The sequence below is a fragment of the Candidatus Poriferisodalis sp. genome (genome assembly GCF_965208895.1).
Lineage (GTDB): Bacteria > Actinomycetota > Acidimicrobiia > Acidimicrobiales > Poriferisodalaceae > Poriferisodalis.
This window is the reverse complement of record NZ_OZ242363.1, coordinates 2,797,297-2,810,528: the sequence shown is the minus strand read 5'-3', so window position 1 is coordinate 2,810,528 and position 13,232 is coordinate 2,797,297. Positions and strand designations below refer to the sequence as shown.

Genomic DNA, 13,232 nt, shown 5'->3' with positions numbered 1-13,232 from the left:
TCAGTCGCAGTGCCGCCCGGCGCGGTCAGACCTTCCGGCGGGGTATGTCTGCGTTCTTGAGAATCTCGCCGTGGGCGTCGATGATTCCGGCCTTGGAACCGAGCGAAAGCGGGTTCGCGCCGAACAGGTCGGCACGGTTGATGGCCACCCACCGGTAGCCGTCGATCTTCTTCACACGCTTGAAGGCGCCCTTCAAGTCGTCGGCGCTCGCCGCGACAACGATGGAGCCTTTGTCGAAGACGAGATCGGCCGCACCCGAGGCATCGGCTGACGCCCCGACCGCTTCCGCCACAGATGCAACGAGTGCCTCGTGGTCGAGTCGGCTCATGTCACTCCTCCTCGGTGAGAATGGCCACGACAGTCTCAAGTGCGGCTTGCGCCTGCGCTCCCTGGGAGTGAACACGTGCAGTGTCACCGGTTCCCGCTCCGAGCGCGAGCACGCTCATGATGCTCGCGGCGCTGGCCGTCTTTTGGCCTGCCTCGATTCTGACTTCCGCATCGAAGCTCTTCAGCCTCTCGACCATGACCGCAGCAGGTCGGGCGTGAAGGCCATGGGGATTGGTGATGACCACCTCGGCGAACACTGAGTCCATCGAAATCTCCAGTTCCTGCCGTCAATCGTCGTCGGGGGGTGCAGCGCTCAGCTGGTCGTAGACGAAGTCGGCATCGCCGGTCTGCGCCAGCTCTTCGCACAATTCGGTGTCCTGCAGTATCTCGGCAAGCTGGGACAGGACGCGCACGTGATCGTCGCCGACCGCCGCCAGCCCGACCACCAGATAGGCCGTGCCCGGCCCCCAGTCGACGCCCTCGGGATACTGAGCGACCACGATCCCCGTTGACCGAATGAAGTCCTTGCTCTCGTTCACCCCATGGGGCAGGGCGACACCGTTGCCCAGATAGGTCGAGACAACCCGCTCCCGCTGCTTCATCCCCTCGACGTAGGGAGGTGTGACCGAGCCGCGGCTCACGAGCAAGTTGCCCGCGTGCTCGATGGCCTCGTCCATGGCATTCGCCCTGCACCCGAGCACGACATCCGCTCGAGTCAGGACAGACCCAAGCCCGCCGTCTGCGCTGCCGTCCACGCCAGGGCTCAGATCTTCGACACGACCGGATCACCGGCCTTCAGCGTCGCAACGAGTTGCTTCACCGACGGGTCATTCATGAACAGGACGAACGGCACGATGGCCGCCGAGGGAACCTTTTCCTTCGCCTGCTTCGCGAGACCTTGATGGACGACGACCACGTCGGCATCGTCTGAGAGCTGTCCCACGGGCCGATGCACGACGTCGATGTCGAGCTTTGCCTTCTTGACCAGCTTCTTCAGCTGATTCGCTCCCATGAGGCTGCTGCCCATCCCTGCTTCGCAGGCAAACACGATCAGCTTTACGTCGCTCGCTGTCTTGGTGACTCGCTCCGTCATCTTTGACCTCCGGTCGGTACCTCAAGCACTGGTGCCGCCCCCCGTACGCCCCAGCACGCAGGGAAACGGCGCCAACGAGATTAGGAGGACCGGGGCGCTCAGCAATCCTGAACCGCCCCGGCCCCCTCAGGCTGCGCCCATCTGGGGGTCGGCGCAACCTCCGCGGTAGCTCAGCTCAGCGGGACGCCCTCCATCGCATCGTCGAGCGAGGTGTCGTCGTCGCTGTCGTCAATCTCTGGGACCGGGAACAGCCTCAATAGGATCGCGCCGACCACGAACGCCGCCGCAGCCCCAGCCGCAATGCCGAGGAACACGCCTGCAACTGCCCCGCCGCTGGACGGCAAGAACGAGATATAGGCGAAGATGCTGCCCGGCGACGGCGGCCCGGTCAGGCCTGCGTCGAAGATGACGAACACGATGTCGGCCACGATGCCGCCTGCCCACATGGCACCGATCATCACCGGGTTCATCAGGACATACGGGAAGTACACCTCGTGGATGCCGCCGAAGAAGTGGATGATGATGGAACCCGGAGCGGACAGCTTGGCCAACCCCTTGCCGGCGAACCAGTACGCGAGCAGCAGCCCCAGGCCAGGCCCGGGGTTCGACTCGAGCATGTAGTAGATGGAGCGGCCGGTCTCCGCCACGTCGGTGGTGCCCAGCGGCGTGAGCACCCCGTGGTTGATGGCGTTGTTGAGGAACAGCACCTTGCCGACCTCGATCGGCAGATCCATCAGCGGCAGCAAGCCGGCATCGCTGATGCCCTCGACCATGTTGCCGAATGCGTTGGCGATGTTCGATGTGATCGGCCCGATGACCAAGTAGCCGAGCAGGGCCAAGCCGAGACCGGCAATGGCTTGCGAGAAGTTGTTGATCAGCATCTCGAAGCCAGCAGGACGCTTGTCCTCCAGGTACTTGTCGATTTCCCTCATCACATAACCCGCAAGCGGGCCGACGATCATTGCACCGAGGAACTGCGGCACGTTGTCGGCCGAGGCACCGGATGCCAATTCGAAGGATGCACCCCCGATGACACCCAGGACGGCAACTCCGGCGAGCACGCCTCCACGGTGGCCGTGGATCAGCTTGCCACCGGTGTACGCGACGAGCACTGGCAGCAGGTACACGATCATCGGGCCGACAATGTTGCCGGTTAAGGCATCCCAATCCCAGTCGAGGTTGGTCTTGGCTAGCCAGCCCGTCGGAATGAACAGAGCGGTGATCAACCCCCAAGCCATGAACGCACCGATATTCGGTATGACCATGCTCGACAAGAACCCGCCAAAACGTTGGACACGTTGAAGCATTCGTAGAACCCCCTTGCTTCAGGCGATGGGAACATCTTTGCCCTTGGGGTCCACCCGTCTCTACTGCCAATACGGCACCGCGCAGCAACGACATTTCGGCGCGCGCGCTGCACTGTGTCGCAACTGCAATCGGCCGGTGGTGACGTCTGAACGGCGACTGGCCTCGACAGCCGCGGGATCAGGCGTACGCGGCAACCTGGGCGACATCGGTGTTCGACAGCAGGGGGCTGACCACCACCACCGGCACGTCGCTTGGTCCAAGCGGCACCGTCGAGATGACCAAGTCGAAGTCGTCATGGCAAAGTTCTTCGAAGCCTTGCTCGGACAGGACCTGCACGAGATCCAGTTCGGGGAACTCGGACTTGATCCGCGAAACGAGCACCCAGACGGTGGCCATCCCGCTCGGGCACACGACGAGGGCACGGCGCCTCGGCCGCAACCTGGCCCGCTCCATCGCACCCGAGAGGTACATGGTGATGAAGCCGATCTCGTCGGGGGAGATCGCCACCCCCATCGCCCCGTTGACCAACCACGCCATCTCGCCAGCCACGACGTACACATCGGGATAGCGCTCGCGCACTTCGTCGAGCAGCGGATTGTGAATCGGCAACCCGTAGCGCAACCGGACGCCGAGACGTTCGAGATGCGACGCCAGTCCCCGCCTGAGCTCGGAATCGTCGACCAGAGCGGTGTGCAGCCTGTCACCAGCGAGACGCATGATCTCGTCGAGGAGATCGTCACCGACCGATTCCGAGCCTGCTCGCGCAGTGTCGAGGGCATCGAGTCCGAGAAGGTACTCGGTGATTGTTGCGACCTCCGCGGCGGGCAGACTGGCGCCGACGAGCCGTTCCAAGCTCGGAACGATGGTCGCAACGCTGCGGGCTATGGGATGGTCCATCGCCGAGCGATGCGAGCCGGCGTCGAGTGCGACGCTGCGCCCGGCTTCAATCCGGGCGACCGAGACCGCCAGGTACAGAGCAAAGACCGCATCGCTGCGACCCGTGGTGAGGGTCTGGCCGAGCGCGCTGGATCTGACTATTGCAGCGGTCTCGGCAAACGGAAGCGTGAAAATCCGCTCCAGCAGGCCGACCGGTACCCGAGCGGTCGCCTGCTGAGCGGCAGACGGAGCCTTAGCGAGTTGCAGGTGCAGGACCTCTTCAGGGATTGCCTCGAGAATGAGCTGCACGGTGACGCGGCGGATGCGTCGCTCGGTGCCGACAACAGAGATTCCCTGACCTGCGCGTCGCACCAGCGGAAGCCCGTTGCGTTCGAGCCATGGCTCGCAGCTCTGCAGATCGCGCCGGGCCGAGGTCTTCGAGACTTCCAGTTCCAGATGGAGCTCTTCGAGGGACACCACGTCGGGCGCTTCCCACAGCAGCGCAGCGAGGAGAATCCGGACCCGTTCAGACGGCGCATAGACCCGCGGCACTTCTGGCAACGACTGGATATCTGCGGCGATTCTGGAGCGAACATCGGGCGAGGCAGTGACGAGCAGCCCTTGGCCGCGCTTGCGCGCCAGTTCCGCGCCGCACCCGATAAGGAACCTCTCGACTTGGTCGAGGCGGTAGCGGACGACGCGCTGGCTCAGTCCGAGATCCGATGCAAGTGCGGCCGTGCTGCGGGGCTGATCCTGTTGCAGCAGCCACCGGGTGATCCGCAGCGCGCGGGTGTCGAGCAGAGCCGTCATGGGCTGCGGGATGGGTCGGCGATGATGCGGCGAGCCTCGTCAGCCGTTGCGGCGGCGAGTGCTGCGCGCACCATCGAGTCGACGCTCGACGCATCAGTCGACGCAATCGCCGACTTCACCAGATTGACCGTTCTCGGGCTGACCGAGAGCTTGTCGACGCCCATGGCAGCGAACACAGCCGCACCGAGCGGGTCGGCCGCAGCGAGTCCGCACACCGACACGCTGATGCGGTGGCGCTTCGCCGCGACCACCGTGCGCTCGCACAGTGCGAGCACCGCAGGGTGGAGCGGATCCTGGAGCTCGTCGAGCGCTGTGTTGGTGCGATCGGCGGCCATGGCGTATTGCGTGAGGTCGTTGGTGCCGATCGAGAAGAAGTCGACATGTGGCGCCACGGCGTCGGCCACGAGTGCCACCGAGGGGACTTCCACCATGATCCCGATCAGCGGCATCTCGTGGCGGACGCCGTGGGCCGTCAACTCGGCCGCAATCTCGGAGATCCAGTCGCGCAGGACGCCGATCTCGGTCACCGTGGACACCATCGGAAGCATCAGCCAGATCTGTGTGTCGGCCGCAGCTCGCAGGATTGCTCGCACCTGCGTCTCGAACACTTCGGGAAACTTGCTGTACAGGCGCGCGCCGCGCACACCGAGGAACGGATTCTCCTCCGCGGCGATGCCGAGGTAGGGCGCGGGCTTGTCCCCGCCGATGTCGAACGTCCTGATCACCACGGGCTGGCTGAAGCTGGCGCCGGCAAAGGAATAGAAGTCGAACTGCTCTTCCTCGCCGGGGGCATCGGACCGGTCGAGAAACAGGAATTCCGTGCGAAGCAGGCCGATGCCATCGGCCGCGGCCTCCACGGCGCGCTCGACGTCGTCTCGGGAACCCACGTTGGCGGGCACGTCGACCCGATGTTCACCGAGGGCCACGCTCATCCCGCGGTACTGCTCGGCGGCAGCGACGGCTGCCTCGAAGGCCTCGCGGCGTGCCGCGAAGGCCTCGGCCGTCACCTCGGTCGGGTGGACGACGACGTCGCCCGTCGCGCCGTCGATGGCGACTGGGTCACCTGCGCGCGTGCGCTCGACAATGCCGGCGGCGCCCACCACGGCCGCGACCCCCAGTGATCGAGCGATGATGGCGACGTGAGAGGTGGGCCCGCCGGCCTCGGTCACGAAGCCGAGGACACAAGCAGGGTCGAGCGCAGCGGTGTCGGCTGCCGTGAGCGCCCGTGCAACGAGCACCGACGGCACGGTGATCTGGCCCAAGTCCGGCACGTCGACGCCGGCGAGCCATCGGCTGATCCGTTCGGTGACTTCGACCACATCCTGGGCGCGTGCCGCGATGTAGGGATCGTCGATCGCCGCGAACAGCTCTTCGATCTGCTGGCGAGCCTGTTGCAGCGCCGCGCCGAGGCCCGCGCCGTCGCCCAGGGCAGCAGCAACGGCATCGGCCAGCATCGGGTCCTGTGCCATCAGCGCCTGGGCTTCGAGGACATCACCAGCTTCGGTGCGCCCAGCCGCACGGGCCGTCTCGCACATCGCTGCGAGCTGTCGACTCACCGCCGCGCTCGCTTCGCTGAACGCGTCGGCTGAATCTTCCAGATCCGGCACCACCACGGCTTGGGAGTCGATGACGATCGCCGGCCCTACCGCAACGCCCGACGAGGCCGGTGTGCCGCTGAGCCTGACCTCAGGTGATTCGCTCATTGCTCGCCCAATCGCTCCGTCAGCGCGTCGTACAGGCACGCTCCCCCCACCAGCGTGATGCTGGCCGTCACCGTCAGCAGGGCGAGCGTGGGCACCACCGTCAGCGCCGACACCCCATAGCCGAGCGGAATCGCAGCCAACAGATTGAAGATGGCGAACAGCGCCAAGATTGCGAAGAGTGCGACGCGGCGCTTGGTGCCGAGTCGGACGCTGGTGCCGAGTGCCCGCAGACCTCCTTTGGCCGCTCGATCGGCGACGACATAGCCGTAGAAGCCGTAGAACAGGGCGGCAAGGATCGACGGGATCCCTGCCAGATAACGCAAGCCGAGCATGAAGGCGGCCCAGAAGAAGATCGCGCACACGAGCTGCGCGGCGAACTGCGCCCCGCTGCGCCACGGCGCGGCAAGGTCGATCTGCTTGCCGCGGGCAGCGTCGAGGGCATAGGCGAACCACGGCAGCGAAACGGTTCCGGCGAGCACCAGCCCGACGAGATCGAAGACGATCGACTGAAACGTCTTGCCGTCGTCGCTCGCAACCTGCGCCCAGAAGCGGAAAACACCGAAGACGGCAATGGTGACCGCTGCGGCGGCCGTGAGAGGGAAGAGATTCTTGACATAACCCGAGATGCCAGAGCGGAACATCGCCGAGATCCGGAGCGGAAACTGTTCGCTCATGCTCATTCCTCCACTGGCAGTTCTCGCGGTACGCACGGCGACACCGCCACAGCGCGTCGGTCGTCGAGGCTGACTCTGGTGCCAGCGGTGCCCACCGAGCGCACTGCGGCTGACGCCCAAGCCAGCCCCTCAGCCAGTGCCGCCGAGCCTCGGCCGCCTGCTGCGATGAAGCCGGCCAGCAGTGCATCGCCCGCACCGACCGTATTGCGCACGTCGGTCACCGAGACTGTTCCGTAGGAGATCTCGTCACTCACCAGCACAGCCCCGAAGCGGCCGAGACTGACCAGCACCGAGCCCCAGCCACGGTCGCGCAGATCCCTGGCAGCATCGACGACATCGCCCACGGTGCACATTTGCTGACGTGTGAGGCCGACCAGCTCGCTGAGGTTCGGCTTCACGACGGCGCACGGCGTCCCGATGAGCAGCTCGAGCGGTTCACCGCTTGAATCGACAGCGAGCCGCTGCGCTGCGTCGGGGAGCGACTCGGCGAGCTGGGTATAGAAATCGGCCGGGGTTCGAGGCGCGAGGCTCCCGCTGGCGATGAGCCAGTCCGAGCCCGAACCGGTCACCGCGGCGCGCATCAGCTCGGCGGCCTCCGCCGCGTCGAGTTCTGGTCCCGGCTCGTTGATCTTCGTCGTCGTGCCATCGGGCTCGACCACGGTGATGTTGGTGCGGACGGATCCTCGAATCCGCACCGCATGCGACGTCACCCCGGTTGCGGCCAACGCGGCATCGAACAGCGCGAGATCGTCGTCGTTCGCGGGAAACACCGCCCGAGCCTGGTGTTCGTTGACGGCAAGCGCGCGGGCCACGTTGACCCCCTTGCCGGCACACTCGACCCGCACGAGCGATGCCCGGTACACGCTGCCTCGTTCGAGTGCATTGACGCGCAAGGTCCGGTCTAAGCTCGGATTCGGCGTCAGCGTCGTGATCACGGATCCTCGACGACCCCGTGGGTCTCGAGCAGCCGTCGCTCGGCTTGCGATGTCCATTGGCCCTGCGGTCCCAGGGCGCTGCCGATATCGGGGTACCGGTCGGCGAGCTCGTCGAGTCCCAGCAGCGGCATACCGGCAACCTGGGGGAAAATGACGATCTTGCCGGCAAACCGGCCGTCGAGCATCGCCTGCACACCGTCTCGCCCGGCTTCGATCCCGCCGACGGCAGCCAGATTTAGGTCGGGCGAGAGCAAGCCCGCCGCCGTCTTGTCGAGCACGAGCGCTTGATCGTCGAGTGTCGAACCAGACGTGCCGGTGTACTGGGCGTTGCTGAGATACACCTTGCTCATGTCGAGCGGCCCGGTTGTGCCGTTCGCGACTCCGGCGAAGAACACGAGCATTCCATCGTCGCTCATCAACTGCGCCGCCGATGCCATGACCGACGCCACCGGCACGGTAACGACCACATCGTCTGCGCCGTCGCCGTCGGAACGCTCGTCGATCAGTTCGCGCACGCTCGGGTCGGACGCATCCGCGTTCAGCACGATGAGCTCGCAGCCAGAGCGTTCCGCGAGCGGGCCGAGCGATGCCGCCAGCACGTCGAGGCGCGCCCGGTCTGGGTCGATGCCGATGACGACGGACGGGCCGTCGGCCTTCTCGAGCGCCCGCTGCACGTGCATCTGACCCATCGGGCCGCCAGCGCCGACGAACACTGCCACCCCACCGGGACGCAGGTCGCAGCGGTTTCGCTGCTCGCCGTATCCGTGCGCGACGTTCGGGCCGCGTGTTCCGACGAAGGCGGTGTAGTCGTAGTGCAGGCGGCCGAAGTCGATGGATGAGAGACCGTCGAGTGGGTATTCGCCGACGAGGTTGAGCGTGCCGCGAAACGCGACGTGCCGTGCGACCTCGGTCACCTGCGAAGCAGACCGTGGGTCGATGAGGATGATGTCGTCGAAGCCCTCGCCATCGGTCTCGCGGTCGACGAGCGAGGCGTATTCCGACAACTCGGGGGCATCGACGACTGACGTCTCGGTCTTCGGGCCTATTGCTTCGAGCACCGCGGAGGCGGTGTGCGGGTTCAGACCGGTGAGCACGACGCGGGCGGCGTGGCGGAGCGTCTCGCCGAAGTCGTAGTTGCGCTGGTCGTCGGGGTGGCCGATGATCCAGGCCGTCCCGCCGCTGAGCGGCCACAGGCGACGGCGCTGCGTGTATGCGGCTTCCACGCATGCCCACGGCTCAGACAGCGCCGCTGCCGCGTACCCGATGTGGTCAGCCACCGGCATCACGTACGAGACACCGTCCGCGTCGAGCACTTCGGGGCCGATCAGGTGATATTGGATCAAGCCACCGGGGATCGTGTAGCCGTAAGCCGTGCTGCGACCGTCGATGAAGATGTCCGGCTGGATTGCGAGGCGATCACCCGTGCGGTAGGTCTCGGCGAGGTCGTCTCCCACCTCGATGACCGTGACTGTCGCCTCATGGCCGAGCCGGATGGGGTCGACCGACAGATCACGGCCGTACAGCTTGGGATGCTCAGAGCCGAGCCGGATCAGCTTGACGTCTGAGAAGCAGAGCCCGACAGCGTCTACCCGTACGAGCAGCTGGTTCGGTGCTGGCGCAGACACCTCGACCGGTTCCGGGCACCCGTCGCGGCCGATGCTCTCGACGCCTCCGCCGTAGGTATTCCATGCGAGATTCGGGCGGGGAAGTGGCGCCGTGCCCTCGCGGTATCGGTCGTATGACCATGCACCGGTCGCCGTCACCCCTCGGACCTCCCTGCGGGAGCCGCACCCCGAACTCCGCAGGCACCATCGTTGACGGCTACCTAGTGGGTTGCAACCGGCAGTTTGACGGAGAGCAGATCAGCCAAACTGGCGCAGCAGGCCGCTTCTGTCACATCAGACGCAACGTTCGCTCTAGAGCGTGGGAAACCTGCCCATGTGGGCTTGGCGAAGCCACGCGTTCACCGTGAATCGGGTCACACCGGCGGCCTTGGCCATCTCCTTCGTCGTCGAACCGGCACTCTCGAGCTTGCGTTTCAGCTCTTGCCGGAGGGACTGTTGACGCTCGAGGTCGCTCATCTGCGATGTCCCATCTGCAATCTGCCGGGCAAGGCTGCGCAGCTCGCGTCCAAGAGGCGTCATAACGACTCCACCTTAGGCAGCGCACGGCTTCCGAGACTGTTTGGCGTCGTCACATTTGGGTCACATTCGATTCTTACGTTGCTCCCCAAGTCAGAACCTCACGAAAGGAGAATGACATGGGGTTCAAGAATTCAAGAGCAAGGAAGTGGCTGGCGGGGGCACTCGCAGGAGTCACACTCTCGGCGGCTGCACTGGGCGGATGCGCCCTGGGTTCAAGCACCGGGGACGACGTTGAGACAGCGGCGGGCGAGATCATCGCCGATCCCCGCAACGGCGAGGGTGCTGAGGCGAACCCGACTCACGCAGAGGGCACCGAAGGCGTCGGCGACGGCAGCAGCGAGGAGATCAACGAGGCTCTGATGTCGAGCCCGGTGATCCCGCTCGACCAGACCTGGACGGGCAACCTGGGCGGCCTCGACGTTGCAGCCAGCTACGACACAGCGACCCAGACCGTGCGCACCACGGTTCGCAACACGACAACCCAGACGCTGTGCTACGTGCAGTCCGAGCCGCACATGAAAGCCGGTGCGCAGACGGTCGGCGAGCTGGGTCCAGAGAAGCTCGGCGACCTGGCACCAGGCCAATCGGCAACGTCAGTGCTGTCGGTAGCGGATGAGCCCGCCATGGCCGGAGTGGCCTTCGACGGCTACGTCGTGCACATGGAGGTCTTCGACTGCAACGGGCCTGGTCCCATCCCCCACAGCGGGGGCGAAGGCGGCGAAGGCGCTGAGGGTGCCGGCGGCCATGCCGAGGGCAACGAAGCCAGCGGCGAGAATGGCGGCGAGTCAGGCGGCGAGCGCGGTGGCGAGGTGACCGAGGCAGGCGGCGAGAACGACACCGCCGTGGCGCTCACACCGGGCCAGACCTACGACGTGACCCGCAACGGCGCCCGGCTGGTGCTGGCCTATGACCCCGCGGCGAACACGTTCAACGGCACGGTGACCAACACCACCAACAGCGTGCTGACCCGAGCCCGGGTGGAGATCCACCTCTCCAACGGCACCGAGCTCGGCCCCACCACGCCCACCGACCTGGCACCAGGCCAGACGCTGCGCATCAGCCTGCCCGCCACACAGGCACCGTTCACCACCTGGAGCCCCCACGCCGAAGTCGGCAGCGGCGAAGGCGGTGAAGGCGGCACCGGCGGCGGCGAGAGCAGCGAGCGTGCCGGCGGCCACGCCGAAGGCAACGAAGGCGGCGGCGAGAGCGGCCGTGAAGGCGGCTCGGAGCGCAGCGGCGAGCACGGCTCCGGCGGCGAGGGCAGCGCAGGCTGACACCCGCACCGCCAAGGGCGCGACAGCTGCCCCCGGCAGACGGCAGGTGACCCCCTCCCATCACCGCACCGCACCACGGGCAGCACGCAAAGCGATCCCCCGGCCTCGACGGAAACCAACCGTCAGAGCCGGGGGATCTGCCGCGTCCCACGGAAAGCATGCTTCTTCATAACGACGGCCAGCCACTGAACTCATCGAGTCTCAACGGTCGTAGTCGTAGATCACAGCATCGATGTTCTCATCAGGTTCGACATCAAACTGCCCGACGAGCGCGTCGATGGGATCACCTGCGCCGGGCCCTTCCGCGCCTGGGAGCGGGTTCGGCGAGACCGGCACCACATAGCGTGCTGTGCGACGCTCGCCGACTAGATCGAGCACTCGTGCGTGACGCATCTCGCGAAGCACTCGGGCTGCGCTGCTCGAATCGATCTGGCACAAGTCTGCGGCTTCGCGCCGAGCGATCGAGCCGTGTGCACGCACGTAGGTCAGGATCATCTGCTCTTGCTGGAGGCGGTCGTACCCGCGCATGCGCACATAGCGAGGTGCCTCATGAAAGCGGCGGTACAGGGAAGCCGACAGGTGATATTCGCGGCCGCGGCCCCGACCGCGAGGCTCGATGAGTCCTTTCTCGATGAGCGTCGTCAGCAGGCCGCGGGCCTGGGCTTGATCGCGTTGGATCAGCTCGGCCACGCGCCGGGCAGAAACGATGCGCTCGCGGCGGACCTCATGCAGAACGAGGAGTTCGTCAAGCTCAAGTTCATTGCCTTCCCGGCGAGCCTCCTCCACATAGCCTGCGAATTCCCGGTCGGCAGGTCCAGCGACGACGCGCACCAAGACCGTCTCCGAGGTGGTGCCGCTGTAGTCAGGCGGTCCGTGCCCGCTGCGCAGTTGGCCTCTGAATACGAGGTTGATTCCACGGCTCGTGCGCTCCACCAAACCTGCACGCTTGAATGCGTCAGCCAGCAGCGGATTCCGAGGCCGTGGCGGGGTGATCAACAGATTGGCCAGCGTGACCCCGACGGGGAAGCCGCCCGGATTCGACACCTCAAGGCCCGCGTCCGTCAAGACGACCTGAGTCTGGCCCAAAGCCGTGTAATCGCGATGTGTCAGCGCGTTGGCGATCAACTCGCGCACTGCCCGCTCGGCAAAGCGCGGGACCGGCACGCGAAACATGCCCATGTCGATCTCTTCTTCGGTGTTGCGGGCCTGCACTCTTTCAGACAGCTCTGACATGGCGCGCAGCAGAGGGGCATGACCGATGTCATTGGCGAGCACAGTCAGTTGGGCACCGAGATGCTGGAACGCCACTTCTGCGCCAGGCACTTGGGTTCGCAACGCGGCTTCTCGGCCGAACAGCAAGACGCTGGCGAGATTGAGTTGTCCTCCTACATCGACGAGTTCCAAGGCACGCAGCAACGCGTCATCGTTGAGGGACGCCAGCACCGCGTCGCCGTGCTCGCTCGTCGCCAAGGTGCGGAAGCGGTCGATTTCGAGAGGGTCCAGGTCGTCGATGCTGAGGTCGGGCACCGGTGTTCGTGTGAAATCGCGTTCGCCGGTGCTGCCCGCTCGCGACAGGACCTCGCTCGGCCGCATCGGCAGGCATTGTGGCTTCCCGCGCACATCAAGCGCCCTCCGGACGAACTTGCCTTTGCTGGTCGCAACGACCGTGTTCGCGGCAGGCACGGCAACCACAACGACATTCGATGTGCCGTCGTCGACAACCTCGACAGACACCCGAACCGCAGGCTCGGTGTTCGCCGCGATGTGGGCCTCGATACGCACCGGATCGAGATCCATCCTCGGCCACGGCTCTGCACCGACTATCTCGCCGGTCTTCTCGTCGACGCCAACCAACAGGTGGCCGCCGTCCGTGTTCGCAAGACAGACAACAGCCTCAACGAGTTCGGTGGCGTCAATGTTGGACTTGATCTCCACTGTCAGCGTTTCGCCGCCGGCAATTGCCGTGTGCAGTTCCACAGTGTCCACGCCAGCACAATAGTTCAAACGTTTAACATTTACAAATACTTTGACTTCTAGTTCAAAATATTGCAAACCCAGCCGTTGGAGGACAGGATGCCTCGCACGATG

The 13,232-nt window shown here is 65.6% G+C and carries 13 protein-coding genes; 1 reads left to right on the top strand and 12 read right to left on the bottom strand.

The features are described from left to right. Positions 1-25: 25 nt before the first annotated feature. The 11 genes from ACOGJB_RS12595 to ACOGJB_RS12545 all read right to left on the bottom strand — a co-directional run bounded on the left by ACOGJB_RS12595 (position 26) and on the right by ACOGJB_RS12545 (position 9,870). Positions 26-328: a hypothetical protein gene (locus ACOGJB_RS12595; RefSeq protein ID WP_419837462.1), complete on the bottom strand. Its 303-nt coding sequence runs from the start codon at positions 326-328 to the stop codon at positions 26-28. 1 nt (position 329) lies between these two features. Continuing rightward, positions 330-593, bottom strand: a complete 264-nt coding sequence (locus tag ACOGJB_RS12590; RefSeq protein ID WP_419837461.1) for an HPr family phosphocarrier protein — start codon at positions 591-593, stop codon at positions 330-332. A gap of 21 nt (positions 594-614) precedes the next feature. Beyond that, entirely contained in the window at positions 615-1,004 is a 390-nt protein-coding gene (locus tag ACOGJB_RS12585) for a PTS sugar transporter subunit IIA (RefSeq protein ID WP_419837460.1), read from the bottom strand. Positions 1,005-1,090: 86 nt separating this feature from the next. Then, a complete protein-coding gene (locus ACOGJB_RS12580) occupies positions 1,091-1,420 on the bottom strand; it encodes a hypothetical protein (protein WP_419837459.1) in 330 nt (109 codons plus the stop codon). A gap of 170 nt (positions 1,421-1,590) precedes the next feature. After that, a complete protein-coding gene (locus ACOGJB_RS12575) occupies positions 1,591-2,658 on the bottom strand; it encodes a PTS transporter subunit EIIC (RefSeq protein ID WP_419837458.1) in 1,068 nt (355 codons plus the stop codon). Between the two features lie 247 nt (positions 2,659-2,905). After that, the gene (locus ACOGJB_RS12570; RefSeq protein ID WP_419837457.1) at positions 2,906-4,414 is read right to left on the bottom strand and encodes a BglG family transcription antiterminator; all 1,509 of its coding nucleotides are present in this window, start codon (positions 4,412-4,414) and stop codon (positions 2,906-2,908) included. Further along, positions 4,411-6,117, bottom strand: a complete 1,707-nt coding sequence (ptsP, locus tag ACOGJB_RS12565) for a phosphoenolpyruvate--protein phosphotransferase (RefSeq protein ID WP_419837456.1) — start codon at positions 6,115-6,117, stop codon at positions 4,411-4,413. Before ptsP ends, ACOGJB_RS12570 begins: the two co-directional genes overlap by 4 nt. Continuing rightward, positions 6,114-6,791: a hypothetical protein gene (locus tag ACOGJB_RS12560; RefSeq protein WP_419837455.1), complete on the bottom strand. Its 678-nt coding sequence runs from the start codon at positions 6,789-6,791 to the stop codon at positions 6,114-6,116. Before ACOGJB_RS12560 ends, ptsP begins: the two co-directional genes overlap by 4 nt. Positions 6,792-6,793: 2 nt before the next feature. Then, on the bottom strand, positions 6,794-7,726 hold the full coding sequence (locus ACOGJB_RS12555) for a 1-phosphofructokinase family hexose kinase (protein WP_419837454.1): 933 nt from the start codon (positions 7,724-7,726) through the stop codon (positions 6,794-6,796). Then, positions 7,723-9,489 carry an alcohol dehydrogenase catalytic domain-containing protein gene (locus ACOGJB_RS12550; RefSeq protein WP_419837453.1) on the bottom strand — a complete coding sequence of 589 codons (1,767 nt, stop codon included), beginning with the start codon at positions 9,487-9,489 and terminating at the stop codon, positions 7,723-7,725. Before ACOGJB_RS12550 ends, ACOGJB_RS12555 begins: the two co-directional genes overlap by 4 nt. Before the next feature lie 153 nt (positions 9,490-9,642). Then, positions 9,643-9,870 carry a hypothetical protein gene (locus ACOGJB_RS12545; protein WP_419837452.1) on the bottom strand — a complete coding sequence of 76 codons (228 nt, stop codon included), beginning with the start codon at positions 9,868-9,870 and terminating at the stop codon, positions 9,643-9,645. Positions 9,871-9,986: 116 nt separating this feature from the next. Here ACOGJB_RS12545 and ACOGJB_RS12540 point away from each other — a divergent pair, with 116 nt between their 5' ends. Next, positions 9,987-11,144, top strand: coding sequence for an FxLYD domain-containing protein (locus tag ACOGJB_RS12540; RefSeq protein ID WP_419837451.1), 1,158 nt, complete (start codon positions 9,987-9,989; stop codon positions 11,142-11,144). A gap of 201 nt (positions 11,145-11,345) precedes the next feature. Here ACOGJB_RS12540 and ACOGJB_RS12535 read toward each other — a convergent pair whose 3' ends face one another. Further along, on the bottom strand, positions 11,346-13,196 hold the full coding sequence (locus ACOGJB_RS12535) for an RNA-binding domain-containing protein (protein WP_419837450.1): 1,851 nt from the start codon (positions 13,194-13,196) through the stop codon (positions 11,346-11,348). Positions 13,197-13,232 lie beyond the last annotated feature (36 nt).